General features: G+C 65.6%; 15 protein-coding genes. 6 read left to right on the forward strand and 9 right to left on the reverse strand.

Annotation, left to right across the window (positions count from 1 at the left end):
• Positions 1–73: 73 nt before the first annotated feature.
• From BUB09_RS12595 to BUB09_RS12605, 3 genes are read right to left on the reverse strand one after another with little or no spacing between them, the layout of a single operon-like run.
• Positions 74–379: an urease subunit beta gene (locus tag BUB09_RS12595; RefSeq protein ID WP_072898096.1), complete on the reverse strand. Its 306-nt coding sequence runs from the start codon at positions 377–379 to the stop codon at positions 74–76.
• Positions 380–397: 18 nt separating this feature from the next.
• Positions 398–700 carry an urease subunit gamma gene (locus tag BUB09_RS12600; RefSeq protein WP_072898097.1) on the reverse strand — a complete coding sequence of 101 codons (303 nt, stop codon included), beginning with the start codon at positions 698–700 and terminating at the stop codon, positions 398–400.
• Between the two features lie 43 nt (positions 701–743).
• Complete coding sequence (locus tag BUB09_RS12605) at positions 744–1,640, reverse strand: urease accessory protein UreD (RefSeq protein WP_072898098.1); 897 nt, start codon at positions 1,638–1,640, stop codon at positions 744–746.
• Between the two features lie 204 nt (positions 1,641–1,844).
• Between BUB09_RS12605 and BUB09_RS12610 the strand changes: the two genes are divergently transcribed.
• The 6 genes from BUB09_RS12610 (at position 1,845) to urtE (ending at position 9,385) form a co-directional block, all read left to right on the forward strand.
• Positions 1,845–2,921, forward strand: a complete 1,077-nt coding sequence (locus BUB09_RS12610; RefSeq protein WP_175550197.1) for a porin — start codon at positions 1,845–1,847, stop codon at positions 2,919–2,921.
• A gap of 104 nt (positions 2,922–3,025) precedes the next feature.
• Positions 3,026–4,264 (forward strand): urea ABC transporter substrate-binding protein, encoded by a 1,239-nt coding sequence (gene urtA / locus BUB09_RS12615; protein ID WP_366486456.1) that lies wholly within the window; start codon positions 3,026–3,028, stop codon positions 4,262–4,264.
• 121 nt (positions 4,265–4,385) lie between these two features.
• Entirely contained in the window at positions 4,386–6,098 is a 1,713-nt protein-coding gene (gene urtB, locus BUB09_RS12620; RefSeq protein ID WP_245793280.1) for an urea ABC transporter permease subunit UrtB, read from the forward strand.
• 664 nt (positions 6,099–6,762) lie between these two features.
• Positions 6,763–7,860: an urea ABC transporter permease subunit UrtC gene (gene urtC / locus BUB09_RS12625; protein WP_072898102.1), complete on the forward strand. Its 1,098-nt coding sequence runs from the start codon at positions 6,763–6,765 to the stop codon at positions 7,858–7,860.
• Entirely contained in the window at positions 7,857–8,657 is an 801-nt protein-coding gene (urtD, locus tag BUB09_RS12630; RefSeq protein ID WP_072898103.1) for an urea ABC transporter ATP-binding protein UrtD, read from the forward strand. The genes urtC and urtD overlap by 4 nt, the downstream gene beginning before the upstream one ends.
• Before the next feature lie 14 nt (positions 8,658–8,671).
• Positions 8,672–9,385, forward strand: coding sequence for an urea ABC transporter ATP-binding subunit UrtE (gene urtE, locus BUB09_RS12635; protein WP_072898104.1), 714 nt, complete (start codon positions 8,672–8,674; stop codon positions 9,383–9,385).
• A 48-nt stretch (positions 9,386–9,433) separates the two neighbouring features.
• Here the strand turns inward: urtE and BUB09_RS12640 are convergent, their stop codons facing one another.
• From BUB09_RS12640 to BUB09_RS12665, 6 genes are all read right to left on the reverse strand, one after another.
• Positions 9,434–10,696, reverse strand: a complete 1,263-nt coding sequence (locus tag BUB09_RS12640) for a M20/M25/M40 family metallo-hydrolase (protein WP_072898105.1) — start codon at positions 10,694–10,696, stop codon at positions 9,434–9,436.
• A gap of 12 nt (positions 10,697–10,708) precedes the next feature.
• Positions 10,709–12,481 carry an allantoate amidohydrolase gene (locus BUB09_RS12645; protein WP_072898106.1) on the reverse strand — a complete coding sequence of 591 codons (1,773 nt, stop codon included), beginning with the start codon at positions 12,479–12,481 and terminating at the stop codon, positions 10,709–10,711.
• Positions 12,478–13,449: an allantoinase PuuE gene (gene puuE, locus BUB09_RS12650; RefSeq protein WP_072898107.1), complete on the reverse strand. Its 972-nt coding sequence runs from the start codon at positions 13,447–13,449 to the stop codon at positions 12,478–12,480. Before puuE ends, BUB09_RS12645 begins: the two co-directional genes overlap by 4 nt.
• 4 nt (positions 13,450–13,453) lie before the next feature.
• The gene (locus tag BUB09_RS12655) at positions 13,454–14,275 is read right to left on the reverse strand and encodes a GntR family transcriptional regulator (protein ID WP_084083409.1); all 822 of its coding nucleotides are present in this window, start codon (positions 14,273–14,275) and stop codon (positions 13,454–13,456) included.
• A gap of 70 nt (positions 14,276–14,345) precedes the next feature.
• A complete protein-coding gene (gene guaD, locus BUB09_RS12660) occupies positions 14,346–15,665 on the reverse strand; it encodes a guanine deaminase (protein WP_072898108.1) in 1,320 nt (439 codons plus the stop codon).
• Positions 15,665–16,873 (reverse strand): urate hydroxylase PuuD, encoded by a 1,209-nt coding sequence (locus BUB09_RS12665; RefSeq protein ID WP_072898109.1) that lies wholly within the window; start codon positions 16,871–16,873, stop codon positions 15,665–15,667. Before BUB09_RS12665 ends, guaD begins: the two co-directional genes overlap by 1 nt.
• Between the last annotated feature and the right edge of the window lie 223 nt (positions 16,874–17,096).

Below are 17,096 nucleotides of genomic sequence, written 5' to 3' on the forward strand. Positions count from 1 at the left end.
TCGCCGAAATCGAGCACACCCGAACCCGAAAGGCACTCACCCCCGAGCAATTTGAACCGCGCACACCGCGTCGTCACAGCGCACCCATCACATCACCGCGAAAGCCGATGACGATGCGATCGCCAGCCAGCGCGACCAACTGCACCTCGCGACTCTGACCGGGTTCGAAGCGGATTGCGGTGCCGGCGGGGATATCCAGGCGAAAGCCGCGCGCGGCGGCGCGGTCGAACGCAAGGCCCGGATTGACCTCGGCGAAGTGGTAATGGCTGCCGACCTGCACCGGGCGATCGCCGGTGTTGGCGACCGTGAGGCGCAGTGTGGGGCGATCGGCGTTGAGCACGATGTCGCCATCCTGCGTGATGACCTGGCCTGGAATCATGTCGTGGCGCCTCTGCCGTCAGCGGATCGGTTCATGCACGGTCACCAGCTTGGTGCCGTCGGGAAACGTGGCTTCGACCTGGATCTCGTGAATCATCTCGGCGATGCCGTCCATCACTTGTGCGCGTGTCAGCACCAGCGCACCGGCCTGCATCAGATCGGCGACGCTGCGACCGTCACGCGCGCCTTCGACGACAGCGTCGGTGATCAGCGCGATCGCTTCTGGATAGTTCAGCTTGACGCCGCGCTCCAGCCGACGTCGCGCGACGTTGGCCGCCATCGCGACCAGCAGCTTGTCTTTCTCTCGTGGTGTCAGGTTCAAGAATCGCCACTCCGTTGACAGTCAATCCATTCACCGGGCTGCGTCAGCAGTCCCAGACCTTGGGCAAGCGCACCGGCAAGCCGCCCGCCATCGCGCGCAATGCGCCAGCCGCGATGCGCACTGCCGCGCGCATCGCCGGCGCATCGTCGGCCAGCACGCGCACGATCAGCACGCGCTCGATGCAGGTCGCCGCAACGCCACCACCCAATACGGCCAAGCGTTCGCGCAGCGGCGCCAGCAACGCCGACGCATCGGCGCCCACGTACACCAGCGTTGCGCAGGCATGCGCCGTGCCGAAGCCGAACGGCTGCGCCCGCGCCGCAGCGACATCACCGCCGAGCCGCAGCGTGTCCGCCCACATCAGGCGTCCGTCGCAACGGATGCGCCAAGCGTCGTGCAGCGTGCCGCTGTCATAACGCTCGCCCATTGCCGTGCGTCCGAACACCAGACTTTCGACCGCCAGCAAGCGGCCGCTGCCGGCGACGTCGGCGCTCAAGCTGCGCCGCAATTGCGAGCGATCGAACAGGATCGTCTCCTGCGCCAGCCATTCGGCCCAGGCGCCGTCGCCGACGCGCAGGCCGATGTCGATCCGCGTCGGCGCATCACCCGGCAGCGCACGATAGAGCTTCTCGGCCGCTTGCGTGGTCGCGGTCAGCGTGCAGCCGGCACCGGCTTCGATCTGCAGCGACAGACGATCGCCGCCGGTCAAACCGCCGCTGGTGGTCAGCATCACCGCTTGCGGCGGCTGGCCGGCGTCGACATCGGGAAACAGCACACGGCACGGCGCGCGCTGATACAGGTCGGCCAAGCGCGTGCGCCCGTCCGCGTCGCCGCGATAGACCAGGCGTGCTGCGCCGTCGACGCGCTGGTGCGGCACCGCGCGCAGCGGTGATGACGACAGCTCCGGCGGCAGCATCGGCAAGCTCATGGTGAGGATCATCGCATCCTCGTGGCGCGACCCCTCTACGTCAAACGCCCCATACCGACGCCGCAACCACGTCCGTAGCCTGCGGATCAGCCAGATACCGCGCCTTGAACAGCGACGGCACGGCAGAAACCGCGATCGGTCGCCCAGCGCGCCGAGCTCTGCGGCAGGGGCATCAACGGGGCACAACAACAGGGACTCATCATGAAGGAACGATCCATGCGTCTGCGGTCCGGCATTCAACTCGGCGGCATCGCCACCACTTTGCTGCTGTCAGCTGCGCCGGCACTGGCCGTCGACCTGAAGCTGCCCGATACGACGCTCGGCGGCGGCATTCGCAGCAGCTTCGTCAACACCAGCGTCGATGGCGCCGACCAGGACAGCAACGACTACGGCATCAACACCGCGCGCTTGTACATCGGCGGTTCGGTCACCGAGCAGGTCAAGTTCACGTTCAATACCGAATACGACCGTACGCCAACGTCCGGCGGCGTGCGTGAGTTCGAAGTGATGGACGCGATCGCACGCTTCGAGTTTTCACCGCAGTTCAACATCTGGGCCGGCCGCTTCCTGCCGCCGAGCGACCGCGCCAACTTGAACGGTCCGTACTATTCCAACGAATGGGGCTTCGCCACCGACGGCATCCAGGACGGCTTTCCGTTCATCGTCGCCGGCCGCAACGACGGCGTTGCGTACTGGGGTGACTTCGGCCGTCTGGCCGTGTCGGCTGGCGTGTTCGACGTGCCTGCCGTCACCGGCGGCGCCAATGCCGAAGACGTGATCACGGCCGCACGCCTGCAGTACAGCTTCTGGGACATCGAGTCGGGCTACTACCGCAACGGCACCTACTACGGTGCCAAGGACGTGCTGACGTTCGGCGTGGCCGTGCAGAGCGTGCCCGACGGTGAAGCAATCACGGTCGACGGCATCATGGAAAAGAAGCTCGGCAACGGTGGCGTGTTCACGATCAGCGGCGAATACGCCAGCTACGACGGCTTCGGTGGCTACGGTGTGCCCGCCGCATTCGACGAAAGCAGCGGTGGTTTCGGCCTGGTGTCGTACTTGTTCCCCGAGCCGGTCGGCATCGGCAAGATCCAGCTGCTCGGCAAGTACGCAACGGCGACCTACAACACCGTCGGCGGCGACACCGACCGCAATACGTCCGAGTTCAACCTGAACTACGTGATCAAGGACTTCAACGCCAAGCTGTCGCTGTTCTACATCGACACCACGTTCGACGGTCCGGCCGGCACCGACTTCACGCAGATCGGCCTCGGCGTCCAGCTGCAGATCTGAGCGGCGCCATCGCACCGTTTCGTCACTCCCCATACGCAACAGGATAAAACATGAAACAGATCGGTTTGCTCAAGCATTTGAGCCTGACGGCGACCGCCGTCGCGATGATGGCCTTCGGTGCCGCCGCGCAAGCGGCCGACACGATCAAGGTCGGTGTGCTGCATTCGCTGTCGGGCACGATGGCGATCTCGGAGACCACGCTGAAGGACACCGTCCTGATGATGATCGACGAGCAGAACAAGAAGGGCGGCCTGCTCGGCAAGAAGCTCGAACCCGTCGTCGTCGACCCGGCCTCGAACTGGCCGCTGTTCGCCGAAAAGGCGCGCGAGCTGCTGGCCAAGGACAAGGTCGACGTGACCTTCGGCTGCTGGACCAGCGTGTCGCGCAAGAGCGTGCTGCCGGTGTTTGAAGAACTCAACGGCCTGCTGTTCTACCCGGTGCAGTACGAAGGCGAAGAATCGTCGAAGAACGTGTTCTACACCGGCGCGGCGCCGAACCAGCAAGCCATCCCCGCCGTCGATTACCTGATGAACGACGTCAAGGTGAAGCGCTGGGTACTGGCCGGCACCGACTACGTCTATCCGCGTACGACCAACAAGATCCTCGAGGCGTATCTGAAGTCCAAGGGCGTCAAGGCCGAAGACATCATGATCAACTACACGCCGTTTGGTCATAGCGACTGGCAGTCGATCGTCAGCGACATCAAGAAGTTCGGCAGCGCCGGCAAGAAGACGGCCGTTGTCTCGACGATCAACGGCGACGCCAACGTGCCGTTCTACAAAGAGCTGGGCAACCAGAAGATTTCGGCTGAAGACATTCCGGTGGTGGCGTTCTCGGTCGGCGAAGAAGAACTGGCCGGCCTGGACACCAAGCCGCTGGTGGGCCATCTGGCTGCTTGGAACTACTTCATGAGCATCGACAAGCCGGTCAACAAGTCCGCGATCGGCAGCTGGCATCAGTTCATCAAGAACAACAAGCGCACGTTCAATGACCCGATGGAAGCGACGGTGATCGGCTTCAACCTGTGGGTGAAGGCGGTCGAGAAGGCCAAGACCACCGACGTCGCCAAGGTGTCCGACGCGATCATCGGTCTGGAAACGCCGAATCTGACCGGTGGCACCGCCAAGATGCTGCCGAACCACCATCTGACCAAGCCGGTGTTCATCGGCGAGATCCGTGAAGACGGTCAGCTCGACGTGGTATGGCAGACCAAGGGCGAAGTGGCCGGCGATGCCTGGTCGGACTTCCTGCCGGGTTCCAAGGACATCGAAGCCGACTGGGTCACGCTCAAGTGCGGCAACTACAACACCAAGACCAAGAAGTGCTCCGGACAAAATTTCTAATCGCTGCCGTGTTGAACACGAGCATCGGTCTGATCCGTCTCCCATGGTGATGTGAGCCAATGCCCCGGGCCGTCAAACGCCCGGGGCGATTTTTGGTCTTGCCCTTGCAAGCGATAACCTCGTGAACCTTCTCTCCAAGCGTCACCCCCTGATCATCGCGATGCTGCTGACGCTATCCGCCAGCGGCATCGCCTATCCCAGCTTCGCGCAGGACGCCGGCACAGAAGCCGTCAGCGTCGCCGATGCGCCCGCTGACGCCGCGTTGAGCTTCGACGCTGCGCTCAGTGCGCTGCCCGAAGCCAGCTACAGCGACAAGGAATCGCTGCTGCAGCAGATCGCCGTCAGCGGCCATCCGCAAGCGGGCGCCGTGATCCGCGCGCTGCTCGACGGCCGGCTGTTGGCGACGGCCGACGGTGCCATCGTGATCGCCGCCGTCGATACCGACGCGGCCACCGCTGACACCGCTGCCGCGCCAACGCTGAGCGTCGCGGCAACCGGCGCTGCGGCACCTGCCGCACCCGCCGACAGCCTGAAGAAAATCGGCACCAACAACCGGCTGCGCAAGACGCTGAAAGGCTTGGTGGCTCAACTAAGCCTCGCCGATCCCGATGCGGCCGTGCGCCTCGCCGCCGTCAAGGAGATGGTGCGCACGCTCGACGACACCACGGTCGCGGCACTGCGCGCACACCGCGATACGGAAGCCGATGCCAAGGTGCAAGCAGCCATCGATACCGGGCTGGCACTGGCCGACTTGAGCAGCAGCGACGCCGATACGCGGCTGGCCGCGGTGCAGCACGTCGCCGACGACATCGGCGCCGAGGTCTACAACGGCTTGCTGCCACTGACGCAGCAGAACGACGACGGCAGCTTTGCCGAGCCCGATGCGCGCGTGCGCAGCGCAGCAGCGATCGCGCTGCGTCACATCGAAAGCCGGCGCAAGCTCTACGGCGGCGTCGAAACGCTGTTCTTCGGCTTGTCGCTGGGATCGGTGCTGGTGCTGGCGGCGATCGGGCTGGCGATCACGTTCGGCGTGATGGGCGTGATCAACATGGCCCACGGCGAGCTGATCATGCTCGGCGCCTACACCGCGTATGTGATGCAGCAACTGATGCCGCAGCAGATCGCGATGGCGACGATGCTGTCGATACCGGCCGCATTCGTCGTCAGTGGGCTGATGGGCGTCGCCATTGAACGCGGCATCGTGCGCTTCCTGTACGGACGTCCGCTGGAAACCTTGCTGGCGACGTTCGGCTTGTCGCTGGTGCTGCAGCAGCTGGTGCGCAGCATCTTCTCGCCGCTGAACCGCTCGGTGCAGACCCCGGCGTTCATGAGCGGCTCGCTGACGATCAACGATGCGCTGTCGCTGACCTACAACCGGCTGTACATCGTCGTGTTCATGTTCATCGTATTCGCCGCGCTGCTGGCGCTGCTGAAGCGCACGTCGCTGGGTCTCAAGGTCCGCGCCGTGTCGCAGAACCGCGCGATGGCCCGCGCAATGGGCGTGCGCACCGAATGGGTCGATGCCGCCACCTTCGGCCTGGGCTCCGGCATTGCCGGCGTCGCGGGCGTCGCGCTGTCGCAGCTGACCAATGTCGGCCCAAACCTCGGCCAGGCCTACATCATCGATTCGTTCATGGTCGTCGTCTTCGGCGGCGTCGGCAGCCTGTGGGGCACGCTGATCAGCGGCATGTCGCTGGGCGTGGTCAACAAGCTGCTGGAACCGTACGCCGGCGCCGTGATGGCCAAGATTCTCGTCCTGGTGTTCCTGATCATGTTCATCCAGAAGCGCCCGCGCGGCTTGTTCCCGCAGAAGGGCCGAGCGGCCGAGGGTTGAGCATGAGCCCCAATATCAACCCGTTGTTCCCTTCTCCCTCCGGGAGAAGGTGTCCCGTAGGGACGGATGAGGGCGTTGGAGATCGCGCGTACTCAGAGTCCCTCACCTCTTCCTCTCAGCAACAGGGAGAGGGATTTGCAGCGCGCGTTCTTGTGAAGTTCTCGGCTGAACCATCGCGTCTGTTCCCTTCTCCCTCCGGGAGAAGGTGTCCCGCAGGGACGGATGAGGGCGTTGCAGATCGCGCGCACCCGGACGCCCTCACCCCTGCCGGCTTCGCCCCCCTCGCTTCGCTCTCCCCGGAGGGAGAGGGGTTAGCGGCGCGCGTTCTGGTGAAGCGCTCAGCTGAACCATCGCGTCTGATGCCTTCTCCCTCCGGGAGAAGGTGTCCCGCAGGGACGGATGAGGGCGTTGGAGCTGGCGCGTACCCGGACGCCCTCACCCCTGCCGGCTTCGCCCCCCTCGCTTCGCTCTCCCCGGAGGGAGAGGGGTTAGCAGCGCGCGTTCTGGTGAAGCGCTCAGTTGAACCATCGCACTTGTTCCCTTCTCCCTCCGGGAGAAGGTGTCCCGTAGGGACGGATGAGGGCGTCGCCGATCGCGCGTACTCAACGGCCCTCACCGCTACCCCGTTCCCATACGGAGAGCCGATGCGAGTCGGAGCCCGATCATGATCGTCCGCAAACTGTTGCTCAGCGATCGAGGATCGCAGCTGTTCTTTGCCGTGCTGCTGGCGACGACGGTGCTGGTGCCGCTGCTGAATGCCGTGGTGCCCGACGGCTCGATGCTGCATCTGCCGAACTACTCGGTGGCACTGATCGGCAAGTACATGACCTATGCGCTGATGGCGATCTCGGTCGACTTGATCTGGGGCTACTGCGGCATCCTGAGCCTCGGTCACACCGCGTTCTTCGCGCTCGGCGGCTATGCGATGGGCATGTATCTGATGCGTCAGATCGGCACGCGCGGTGTCTACGGCGACCCGGTGCTGCCCGACTTCATGGTGTTCTTGAACTGGAAAGAACTGCCGTGGTTCTGGCAGGGCATGGATCACTTCGGCTTTGCGATGTTGATGGTCGTCGTCGCGCCCGGCTTGCTGGCCTGGCTGTTCGGCTGGTTTGCATTCCGCTCGCGCGTCACCGGCGTCTATCTGTCGATCATCACGCAGGCCTTGACCTACGCGCTGCTGCTGGCGTTCTTCCGCAACGAAATGGGTTTTGGCGGCAACAACGGCCTGACCGATTTCAAAGACCTGCTCGGCTTCGACCTGCAGGCCCAGCACACGCGCATCGGTCTGTTCCTAGCCACCGCCATCGCACTGGCGCTGTCGTATGCCGCGTGCCGCTACATCATCGGTTCACGTCTCGGCCGCGTCGTCGAAGCGGTGCGGGACGCCGAAAGCCGCACGCGGTTCATTGGCTACAAGGTCGAGAACGTCAAGCTGTGGCTGTGGACGTTCTCGGCGGTGATCGCCGGCATTGCCGGCGCGCTGTACGTGCCGCAGGTCGGCATCATCAATCCAGGCGAGTTCGCGCCGATCAATTCGATCGAAGTCGTCGTTTGGGTTGCCGTCGGCGGACGCGGCACGCTGTACGGCGCGGCACTCGGCGCGCTGCTGGTCAACTACGCCAAGACGTACTTCACTGCGGCGCTACCCGAGGTCTGGCTGTACGCGCTCGGGGCGCTGTTTGTCGGCGTCACGCTGTTTCTACCGCAGGGCATCGTCGGCTTGATCACCAAGCTGGCGCGCAACAGGACGACGTCATGATCGGCGGCCGCTTTCTCGGACAGAACCGGCGCTCGGCCGCGCCGCGTCTCGATCTGTCGCACAACATCATTCTGTATCTGGAAGGCATCAGCGTCAGCTTCGACGGCTTCAAGGCGCTGAACGATCTGAACCTGTACATCGAAGCCGGCGAACTGCGCTGCATCATCGGCCCCAACGGCGCCGGCAAGACGACGATGATGGACGTGATCACCGGCAAGACGCGGCCCGATACCGGCAGTGCCTGGTTCGGCCAGACGGTCGATCTGCTGTCGCTCAGCGAACCCGAGATCGCGACGGCCGGCATCGGTCGCAAGTTCCAGAAGCCGACGATTTTCCCGAACCACACGACGTTCGAGAATCTGGAGCTGGCGATGGCCGGCGACAAGGCAGTGTGGAAGGTGTTGTTTGCGCGCATCAGCAGCGAGCAGGCCGATCGCATCGACAGCGTGCTGCGCACGATCGGTCTCAGCGACAAGCGCAATGTATTGGCCGGCAGCCTCAGTCACGGCCAGAAGCAGTGGCTGGAGATCGGCATGTTGCTGATGCAGTCGCCCGAGCTGTTGCTGGTCGACGAGCCGGTCGCGGGCATGACGCCGCAGGAAACCGAACGCACGGCGGAACTGCTGGTATCGCTGTCGGGCACGCATTCGGTGGTCGTCGTCGAACACGACATGGCCTTCGTCCGATCGATCGCGCGCACCGTCACCGTGCTGCATCAAGGGTCGGTGCTGGCCGAAGGCTCGATGGACCAAGTGCAGAACGATCCGAAAGTGATCGAAGTTTATCTAGGCGATTAGGCGGCGATACGACGATGCTTTCGATCAAGGGCTTGAATCAGTTCTATGGCGGCAGTCACACGCTGTGGGACATCGACATGGACATCCCCACCGGCAGCCGCACCTGCCTGATGGGCCGCAACGGCATGGGCAAGACCACGCTGCTGCGCTGCGTGATGGGCTTGGTATCGGCCAGCTCCGGATCGATCCAGTTCGGCAGCGACGACGACGCCGCGCGGCTGGACCTGCGCAAGCTCAGCGCCGACGCCCGCGCCAGCCACGGCATCGGCTACGTGCCGCAGGGGCGTGAAATCTTCAGCCAGCTCAGCGTCGAAGAAAACCTGCGCATGGGGCTGATCGCCAAACGCGAGCGGCCCGCCGATGCGCTGGAACGCGTCTACACTCAGTTCCCGGTACTCAAGCAGATGCTGCGACGTCGTGGCGGCGATCTGTCTGGCGGCCAGCAACAGCAGCTGGCGATCGGCCGCGCGCTGCTGCTGCAACCTCGGCTGCTGATACTCGACGAGCCTTGCGAGGGCATTCAGCCGAACATCGTCCACGAGATCGGCGACCTGCTGATTCGGCTCAATGCCGAAACCGGGCTGACCGTGCTGATCGTCGAGCAGAAGCTGCCGTTCGCGCGCCGCGTCGCCAGCGACTTCCGGATTCTCGACAAGGGTCGTGCGGTCGCCGCTGGGCCGATTGCCGACCTCAGCGACGAGATGGTCCGGCATCACTTGACGGTCTGACGACTCGGCGGCGTTTGCAACCGCCGCCCCTGCTCGCAGCAGTCGGCGCTAGGCCGACAGCAAGTCGACCAGCATCGCCGTGACGGTGGCGGTGGCGCGACGCAAGTCGTCGAGCTGCAGGCATTCGTCGGCCGCATGGCCGTGTGCTTCGGCCAGCGTGCGCGGGCCAGCGCCGTACAACACGGTCGGGATGCCGGCCGCTGCATAGTGGCGCGCGTCGGTGTATAGCGGCACCCCGTGTTCGCCGATCGCCCCGCCGAAGTACTGCTCGCCATGACGCTGCAAGGCCTCGGTGAGGCGCTCGGCGCCGGGCAGCTTGACCAGCGGCATCGCAAACAGCAGCCGGCGGATATCAACCGTGATCCCCGGCTCGCAGGCGGCACCCGCGGCCAGAATCAGCGAACGCAGCGCGATCTCGACCGCTTGCGGATCTTCTTCGGGGATCATCCGCCGGTCGAGCCGAAAGCGGACGCGATCGGGCACGACATTGGTGTTGATCCCACCCTCGATCAGGCCGATGTTCAAGGTCGGATGACCGATGCCGCTGACCGAGGAGCGCGTCTGCTGCATCGCGGCGCGCGATGCATACAGCGCCTGCATCACCTGCGTTGCCGCGGCCAGCGCGTCGACGCCGCTTTCCGGCATCGCGGCATGCCCCTGGCGACCGCGCACCGTGACTTCCAGATGCAGGCAGCCGTTGTGCGCCGTCGTCACCGCGTACGAGAAGCCGGCGCTGACCGCATAGTCGGGCTTGCTCAAGCCCTGCTCCAGCAGCCAGCGGGGGCCGATATCGCCACCGACTTCTTCGTCGTAAGTGAAATGCAGCTCCACGTTGCCGTCGAGCGTCACGGCACCGTCGGCGACCAACTGCTGCAGGCAGCGCAGCGCGAACGTGTACGTCGCAAAGTCGGATTTGCTGACGGCGACACCACGGCCGTACATCGCGCCGTCGACGATAGCGGCGCCGTAAGGGTCCTGAGTCCAGCCCAAGCCGGGCGGCACCACGTCGCCATGCGCGTTGAGCGCGATCGTCGGGCCGCGTCCGCTACCGAAGCGCTGGCGGACGATCAGGTTCGTTGCCGAGATCATGCCCGCCGCGCGCACCGTGGCGATCGGCACCGTATGCGCTTCGACTTTGTGCCCGAGCGCGGTCAGCAGTTCGAGCGTGCGCTGCGCATGCGGCGCGCAGTCACCGGGCGGATTGTCGGTCGGCACGCGCACCAGGTTCGCCAAAAACGCGCAACTGGCGTCGAAGCCAGCATCGACCTGTTGGGCAATCGCGGAATACAGCTCGGCAGTGACTCGGCTCATCGTGGACAGATCTCAACTCGTAATCGCCGGCATGGCACCGTCGCCATCCGGCAAATGCAATAGAAAATCGGCAAACACACACGCCGCGATATCGGCATCGTCGGCGCTCAGCGTTTCGGCCGGATGATGACTGATGCCACCGTTACCGCAGCGAACGAACAGCATGCCGACCTCGGTGACGCGCGCCATCATCATCGCATCGTGCCCGGCGCCGCTGGGCAGATGCCGGCTCGGCGCGGGGCTCGCGGTGACGCGCTGGATACTGGCATCAAGCGCCGCCTGCAAGGCCGGCGCGCACGGCGTGGCATCGGCGCGCAGCACGCGCTCGATCTGCACGTCGACGCGGCGGCGCCGCGCGATCTCGTCGAGCCGTGCGCGAACATCGGCGACGGCCGCATCGCGCAGTTGATCGTCAGGGGCACGGATATCCAGCGACAGCTCGCAGCGACCCGGAATCACGTTGATCGCGCCATTGGGCACCGCAAGCTGGCCGACGGTGCCGACCAAGCCCGGCGCCTGAGAGCAGCGCTGCTCGACGTACAGCACCAGCTCGGCTGCAGCGGCCGCGGCATCGCGGCGCAAGTGCATCGGCACCGTGCCGCTATGCCCGGCCAGGCCGGTGATCGTGATCCGGTAGCGCTCGCTGCCGTTGATGGCGGTGACCACGCCGAGCGCGCGCTGTTCTTCCAGCAACACCGGACCTTGTTCGATATGCACCTCGACATAGCCGAGCAAGCCAGCCGTGTCGCGCGTCAGCGTGCCGATCGCCGACGGATCATGCCCCGCATTGATCAACGCCTGTCGCAGGCTGATGCCGTCGGCATCAGCGCGATCGAGCAGCTCGACGTTGAACGTGCCGGCCAAGGCGCTGCTACCGAGGAACGTGCTCTTGAAGCGCACGCCTTCTTCATCGCCGAAGCCGATCACCTCAAGGTCGTACGGCAGGCTCATGCCGCGCCGCTGCAATCGGTCAGCGACCACGATCGGCAACAGGATGCCGAGCCGGCCATCGTAGCGACCGCCGTCGATCACGGTGTCGTAGTGCGAACCGGTCAACAGCGTGCGCGCACCGGGCCGCTGGCAGCGCCAGCGGCCGACGACGTTGCCGATCGCATCGATCTGTGCATCAAGCCCGGCCATCAGCATCCAGTCGCGCAGCTGCGCAGCGACGGCGCGATGGGCCGGCGTCATAAACGTGCAGGTCAGCGCACCCGCCTGCTCGGTATGCGTTGCCAGCTGGTCGGCCATCGCCAGCAGCAGCGAGCCGGCCGGCTCGTCGACGCGCTCGGCCAGCCGGAAGGCAGCGATCCGGTCGATCTCCCGCAACGCGGTCTGCAACTCGGTGTCGGCATCGTTACCCAGGCGTCGCTCGAACTCGCGCAGGATCGACTCACGGTCGTGGCCTTTGACCGACAGTACGAATGGAAAGCCGAAGCGCGCGTTGTAGGCGTCGTTCATCGACTGCAGTTGCTCGTACTGCTGCGGCGTGCAGTGCGACAGACCGGCGCCGGCCTGTTCGTGCGTCGACTCGGCAGTCAGATCACCACGGATCGCCGCACGCCCGGCCAGCTCTGGATGCGCGCGTACCAAGGCCAGCTGCTGTGCAGCCGGCGCACGGCGCACGACCGCGCACATCGCGGCATGCAGATGCAGACGGCTCGCGAACGGCCGCTGATCGCAGACCTGCTCGGCCACCCAGGGCGAGTGCTCGAAGATCGTCGACAGCGCGGCAATGAATTCCGCAGACGCTGCGGCATTCAATGAGGCCAGATCGATACGGCTCATGCGCGATCCTCTTGCGGTGGCGGCTGCGTCGCCTGCCAGTGCCGTGCGATGTCGATGCGCCGGCACACCCAGACCTGATCGTGCGCGGCGACGTGATCCAGAAAGCGCATCAAGGCTGCGATCCGCGCCGGCCGACCGACCAGCCGCGAATGCAGGCCGATCGACAGCATCTTCGGCCGATCCAGGCCCGCAGGATCGCCTTCGGCGTACAGCACGTCGAATGCGTCGCGCAGATAATCGAAGAACTGCGTGCCGCTGTTGAAGCCCTGCATCGCGGCAAAGCGCATGTCGTTGGTGTCGAGCGTGTACGGCACCACCAGATGCGAGCGCCGGCCGTCGGCCGTGTCCACTGGCGTCCAGTACGGCAGGTCGTCGGCATACGAATCCGCGTCATAGACCAGGCCAGGGATTTCTTCGACGACCAGACGCCGCGTATTCGGGCTGTCGCGGCCGGTGTACCAGCCCAGCGGCGCACTGCCGGTGATCGCCGTGTGGATCGCCGCCGCCTGCCGGATATGCGCGCGCTCGGTGGCCTCGTCGACGCCTTGATAGCTGATCCAGCGCAGACCGTGGCAGGCGATCTCATGACCTAGCGCGATGCAGGCCGCCGCGGCGTCGGGGTTGCGCTGCAGTGCTTCGGCGACAGCGAACACCGTCAGCGGCAGGCCGCGCGACTCGAACAAGCGCAGCAGCCGCCAGAAGCCGGCGCGCGAGCCATATTCGTAGATCGACTCCATGCTCATATGTCGCATCGGGAACGCGCTGGCGCCGATGATTTCAGACAGGAACGTCTCCGACGCCGGGTCGCCGTGCAGCACGTTGTTCTCGGCGCCTTCTTCGACATTGAGCACGAACTGCACGGCGATGCGCGCGCCGCCCGGCCAGGCCGCATGCGGCGGCGTTCGGCCGTAGCCGACCAAGTCGCGTGGATAAGCGGCGGCGCTGCCGACCGTTGCTTGCGTGCTCATCGGCTCAGCTCCGTTGTTCGCCACCGAGCACGGCGCGCAAGTCGACGCCGCGCGGCCGCTGTACGTCCAACTGCAGGCCGTCGAGCACATGCTGCAAGTGATGCAGCATCAGCGACGCCGCCTCGGGTGCGCGCTTCTCCAGCGCGGTGACCAGCTCCTGATGCTCGTCCGGCGGGCAAGTCTGCGTGCCGGGCGACTGGTACAGGCAGACGATCAGCGACGAACGCGATACCAGCTCGCGCATCAGTTCCAGCAGCGTGGCGTTGCCGGCGACCTCGGCGATGATCAGATGAAACTCGCCCGACAGCCGGATCATCGCGCGGCGGTCATTGCTGCGCCACGCGGCTTTTTCCTGTGCGAGGTGATCACGGATGCGCTGCATGTCGGCGCGCCGCGCCACCTGGAGAAACTTCTCGACGATGCCCGGCTCCAGCAGCCGGCGTGCCTCGAAGATATCGAGGGCATCCTGCGGCGAAGGCTTGCTGACTTCGGCGCCGCGATTGGGCAGCAGCGTCACCAGACGCTCGTTGGCCAGACGCTGCAGCACCTGACGTACGCGCGTGCGACCCAGCCCGAAGATTTCGCACAAGCGGTGTTCGATCAGCCGCGTGCCGGGCGGCAGCGTGTGATCCATGATCGTCGAGCAGATGCGCTCGTAGGCCAACTGCACGCTGCCGGCGGCAGCAGATGACGCACCCGCATCGGCCGTGTTCACAGAGCTGCCGGCCGAGGGCATGTCGCGGCTGTCGAGTTCGGCATCCGCCGCAACCGTGACGGTGCGACGGCTGCGGGGCTTGGCGGGGACCGCAGTATCGGATGGGCTCATGTTCGGTCTTCGGTCGAACGGCGGTGCTGAGTCGGATCGGACCGTCGATGCCGCGACAGTGGGCTTGCCGTCATGGCAGCACCGCTTGGCCGAGAATATAGGTCTGGGCGACGAGGCGATCGTCGCCGAGCATCATCAGCGCCAGCAGCTTTTCATCGAGCCGCTGCGTCGCGGCAATACGTCGCTGCATCAGCGGCGTCGTGCTCCAGTCGAGCACGATGAAGTCCGCCTCGTTGCCGACGCGGAAACTGCCGATGCGGTCCTGCAGATGCAGCGCGCGCGCGCCGCCCAGCGTCGCCAGATAGAACGCGCGCAGCGCCGGCAGCCGCTGGCCCTGCATCTGCGCCACCTTGTAGGCCTCGGCCATGGTCCGCAGCTGGCTGAAGCTGGTACCACCGCCGACATCGGTGGCCAGCGCGTAGCGCAGGCCGGCCGCGTCGCTGGCATCGAAGTCGAACAGGCCGCTGCCCAGGTACAGGTTCGATGTCGGCGAACAAGCAGCGCAGGCGCCGCTGGCGCCGAGGCGGCGGCGCTCGTCGGCGCTCAAGTGCAGGCAATGCGCATAGGTCGCGCGCTCGCGCAGCAAGCCGTAGCGCTCGTAGACGTCCAGATAGCCCGCGCTCCACGGAAACAGCTGGCGCACCCAGGCGATCTCGCCGTGGTTCTCGGCCAGATGGCTGTGGATGTAGACGTCGGGATGATCGCGCGCGATGCGGCCGGCACTGTCGAGTTGGGCCTCGGTCGATGTCGGTGCAAAGCGCGGCGTGATCGCGTAGGCCAGCCGGTCGACACCATGCCAGCGCTCGATCAGCGCGCGCGTATCGCGCTCACCACTTTCGGCCGTGTCGCGCACGCTGTCGGGGCAGTTGCGGTCCATCAGCACCTTGCCGGCAATCATCCGCAGACCGCGCTCACGCACCACGCCGAAGAAGCCGTCGACCGACGCTGCGTGCACGCTGCAGAACACCTGCGCCGTGGTCGTGCCGTTGCGCATCAGCTCGTCGACAAAGAACGACGCGACATCGCGTGCATGCGCCAGATCGGCAAAGCGCGCTTCGACCGGGAACGTGTAGTCGTTTAGCCAGTCCAGCAGTTGCCGACCGCCCGAGGCGATCATGTCGGTCTGCGGGAAATGGATATGCGTATCGATGAAGCCCGGCATCAACAGCCGCTGCGCACCGTGCTGCGTCACCGCCAGATCGCGCGGCAACGTCGGCAGTAGCGCCGCAGCCGGACCGCAGGCCGCGATGCGGCCGTCGGCGATCAGCAGCAAACCGTCTTCCAGATACTGATAAGCCGTAGCGTCATCGTCCGGGCCCGGATCGCCGCTGAAGTGCAGCAGCGCGCCACGATGCGCGCTCAGCGACGGCAGGCCGGCGACGGCGCTCATCAGTGCGGCGCTCCAGCGTCGATCCACGCAATCACGGCGGCACGTTCGTCGTCGGTCATCTGCGTCAGATTGCCGATCGGCATCGCGCGGCTGACCAGCTGGGCGCGTATCGACGCGGTCTGCGCGAGGATGCGCTCCGCCGTGTCGAACATCTGACCCTTGGGCGCCGTGACGAAGCCAGCCTGGGCCGGATGCTCGGCATGGCAGCTGACGCAGCGCGCCTGGATGATCGTCTGGACGCGTTCGAACGGCAGCACGCTAGCGGCTGCCGTCGCCGCGGGCGGCGCCGGACGCAGCGCGACGATCACCGCTGCGATCAGCCCGATGCCGATGATCAGCGCCAGCGGCGATGTGCGCCCGCCCCGCTCATGGGCCTTGTGCCGCTCGACGAACCAGACACGAATCGCAGCACCCGCCAGACACAGCGCGATCAGCACCAACCAGTTGTGATGCGGCGCACCGTAGGTGAACGCATAGTGATTGCTGATCATCATCAGCAGCACCGGTAGCGTGAAATAGGTGTTGTGCACCGAGCGCTGCTTGGCGCGCACCGCGTTGCGGGGATCAGGCGCTTCGCCGCGCGCTGCCGCCGCGACCATCGCCCGCTGGCCGGGAATGATCACGAAGAACACGTTGCCGACCATCATCGTGCCGAGCATCGCGCCAAAGTGCAGAAACGCACCACGCCCGCTGAACACCGAACACAGCCCATAAGCGGCCGCCGCCAGCAGCAGCGCCAGCACGATCGCCAAACGATTCAGATCACGCCCCAGCGGCGAGCGGCATAGCGCGTCGTAGACCAGCCAACCGCCGACCAGCGTCGCCACGCCGATCGCAACCGCCTGCAACGGCGACAGCGCCGCCACGGCCGGGTCAATCAAGTACAGCGTCGGCGCGCCGTAGTACATCAGGCACAGCAGCGCAAAGCCGGACAACCAGGTGCTGTACGCCTCCCAATAGAACCAGTGCAGCTGCGGCGGAATCTGCGCCGGTGCAAGCCGATACTTCTGCGGGTTGTAGAACCCGCCACCATGCACCGCCCACAACTCCCCGCCGACACCCTTGGCCTGCAGATCGGCATCAGTCGGCGCCACCAGATGATTGTCGAGCCAGACGAAGTAAAACGACGCCCCGATCCACGCGATGCCGACGATCAAATGCGTCCACCGCAGCAGCAAGTTCACCCACTCAAGCAGATAAGCATCCATCAGCGTTGGCTCATCCAATCAATGGCATCGCGTTCACAGTCCGCAGCAAACGGCTGTATCGAGATCATCGCGGTTGCGCGCGCCAGCGCCGCACCCCCGCACCCGCCGTCAACCGCTCCATCGAACACACCGTCGAACACGCCATCAGCCCGACCAGCGCACCCGCCGTTGGGCCCCTTGAGAAGCGCCGCGGGCAAGGCCGCGCGCAGCGGGTCGACTGCCC

This window comes from Hydrocarboniphaga daqingensis (genome assembly GCF_900129825.1).
Taxonomy (GTDB): Bacteria; Pseudomonadota; Gammaproteobacteria; order Nevskiales; family Nevskiaceae; genus Hydrocarboniphaga; species Hydrocarboniphaga daqingensis.

Excerpts from the sequence above, each read along its gene's own strand:
- BUB09_RS12595 (WP_072898096.1), bottom strand. The coding sequence starts at position 379 with ATGATTCCAGGCCAGGTCATCACGCAGGATGGCGACATCGTGCTCAAC.
- BUB09_RS12605 (WP_072898098.1), bottom strand. The coding sequence starts at position 1,640 with ATGATCCTCACCATGAGCTTGCCGATGCTGCCGCCGGAGCTGTCGTCA.
- BUB09_RS12610 (WP_175550197.1), top strand. The coding sequence starts at position 1,845 with ATGCGTCTGCGGTCCGGCATTCAACTCGGCGGCATCGCCACCACTTTG.
- urtA (WP_366486456.1), top strand. The coding sequence starts at position 3,026 with ATGATGGCCTTCGGTGCCGCCGCGCAAGCGGCCGACACGATCAAGGTC.
- urtC (WP_072898102.1), top strand. The coding sequence starts at position 6,763 with ATGATCGTCCGCAAACTGTTGCTCAGCGATCGAGGATCGCAGCTGTTC.
- urtD (WP_072898103.1), top strand. The coding sequence starts at position 7,857 with ATGATCGGCGGCCGCTTTCTCGGACAGAACCGGCGCTCGGCCGCGCCG.
- urtE (WP_072898104.1), top strand. The coding sequence starts at position 8,672 with ATGCTTTCGATCAAGGGCTTGAATCAGTTCTATGGCGGCAGTCACACG.
- BUB09_RS12640 (WP_072898105.1), bottom strand. The coding sequence starts at position 10,696 with ATGAGCCGAGTCACTGCCGAGCTGTATTCCGCGATTGCCCAACAGGTC.
- BUB09_RS12645 (WP_072898106.1), bottom strand. The coding sequence starts at position 12,481 with ATGAGCCGTATCGATCTGGCCTCATTGAATGCCGCAGCGTCTGCGGAA.
- puuE (WP_072898107.1), bottom strand. The coding sequence starts at position 13,449 with ATGAGCACGCAAGCAACGGTCGGCAGCGCCGCCGCTTATCCACGCGAC.
- BUB09_RS12655 (WP_084083409.1), bottom strand. The coding sequence starts at position 14,275 with ATGAGCCCATCCGATACTGCGGTCCCCGCCAAGCCCCGCAGCCGTCGC.
- guaD (WP_072898108.1), bottom strand. The coding sequence starts at position 15,665 with ATGAGCGCCGTCGCCGGCCTGCCGTCGCTGAGCGCGCATCGTGGCGCG.
- BUB09_RS12665 (WP_072898109.1), bottom strand. The coding sequence starts at position 16,873 with ATGGATGCTTATCTGCTTGAGTGGGTGAACTTGCTGCTGCGGTGGACG.